At 64.4% G+C, this 1,710-nt stretch carries 1 protein-coding gene and 1 pseudogene; both read left to right on the forward strand.

Features of this window, described 5'->3' with window-relative positions:
* A pseudogene (mscL, locus tag RFM52_RS32675) lies at window positions 1-81 on the forward strand (large conductance mechanosensitive channel protein MscL); the annotation flags it as partial.
* Window positions 82-184: 103 nt separating this feature from the next.
* Entirely contained in the window at window positions 185-1,351 is a 1,167-nt protein-coding gene (locus RFM52_RS32680) for a pyridoxal phosphate-dependent aminotransferase (RefSeq protein WP_320297647.1), read from the forward strand.
* The last annotated feature ends 359 nt before the right edge of the window (window positions 1,352-1,710 follow it).

Here is a 1,710-nt window from a genome sequence, read left to right on the forward strand (position 1 = left end):
AAGCCGGCCCCTGCCGCCGCGCCGCCGCCTGCCGATGTGCAGCTTCTGACCGAAATCCGCGACCTGCTCGCCAAGAGATAACGCAGAGCGGGCGCTCTGGACCAAAACCCCGGCCGCCCGCGGCCGGGGTTTTCCGTTTGGCGATCTGGTAAGAGCGCTCACGAGACGAATATGGATTTTGCCCATGACCCTTATCGAGACCTTGCGCACCGAGGCCCGAGCTGCCCCTGAAAGCGGCATTGTCGCCGTCGTCAATCATGGCCGCCTGCGCGAAGGCCTGATCCCGCTCTGGGCCGGTGAGGGCGATCTGCCGACGCCGGCCTTCATCAGCGATGCCGCCGCCAAGGGACTGGCCGACGGCGAGACTTTCTACACCTGGCAGAGGGGCATTCCCGCGCTCAGGCAGGCGCTCGCCCGCTACTACGCCAGGCACTTCGGCAAGACCTTCGCCGAGGAAGAATTCATCGTCACCGGATCCGGCATGCATGCCATCCAGCTGGCTATCGACGCGATCGCCGGCAGCGGCGATGAGGTTATCTACCTCTCGCCCGCCTGGCCGAACTTCGCCGCGGCCGCCGGCGTGGCGGGCGCCGTGCCGGTGCCGGTCACCCTCGACCAGTCCGGCAATGGCTGGTCCTGCGACGTCGACAAGATCGCCGCCGCGGTCACGCCGCGCACGAAGCTGTTGTTCATCAACACGCCGTCCAACCCGACCGGCTGGACCGCCGATCGGGAGACGCTCCAGGCGATCCTCGATCTCGCCCGCCAAAAGGGCCTGTGGATCATTGCCGACGAGATCTATTCGCTGTTCCACTACGGCCATGGCCGCGCGCCGTCCTTCCTCGACATTGCCACGCCCGAGGACCGCATTCTGTTCGTCAACAGCTTTTCCAAGAACTGGGCGATGACCGGCTGGCGCGTCGGCTGGATCAAGACCCACCCCGCCTTGCAGCAGGTGTTCGAAAACCTGATCCAGTACTCGAACTCCGGCGTCGCCCAGTTCATGCAGCGCGGCGCGGTCGCCGCCCTCGACGAGGGTGACGGCTTTATCGCCGAACAGGTGGAGCGCGCGCATGCCGCCCGCGACCTCGTCTGCGGCATCCTGGGCGAAACCGGCAAGGCGCGTTTCACCGTGCCGCAGGGCGCCTTCTATCTGTTCTTCAGGGTCGACGGCCTCACCGATTCCCGAAAAGCCGCCTTCGACATCGTCGACAACGCCAATGTCGGCCTGGCGCCCGGCACCGCCTTCGGTCCCGGCGGCGAAGCCTTTCTCAGACTATGCTTCCACCGCCGCCTCGATCAGCTCGAGGAAGCGGCCCATCGCCTGGCGAAATGGATGAAGACGGTGTGAGTTCGCAATCGGGTGGGAAGTGTTTGTTTGCGAACCCTTTTTCTGCACCGTTTTGTTCCTAGCAAACGTACGGAAGGACGGCCTCGGATAATCTCCAACGCTTGTGATTATCGGCTGGCAAAAATGGATTTCGTCATCCTAGGGCGAAGCAGTCGCGAAGCGACGTCGCGGAGACCTAGGATCCATTCCGTGACCTAGAGGCGTCGCAACGTTTGCAGAACGAGAAACAGCTATAAGCGGAGCGCGGCCAGCGCCCCGACAGTTGCAAGTCAGCCGCCTGACTTCGGAACCAGGAGCGGAATGATCCGGTCGGTCTTGGCGACGGCGGGACGGCCGGAGCCGGCATAGGGGATGCCCAG

Origin of the sequence: Mesorhizobium humile, from assembly GCF_033977215.1 — a bacterium.
GTDB classification, from domain to species: Bacteria; Pseudomonadota; Alphaproteobacteria; order Rhizobiales; family Rhizobiaceae; genus Mesorhizobium; species Mesorhizobium humile.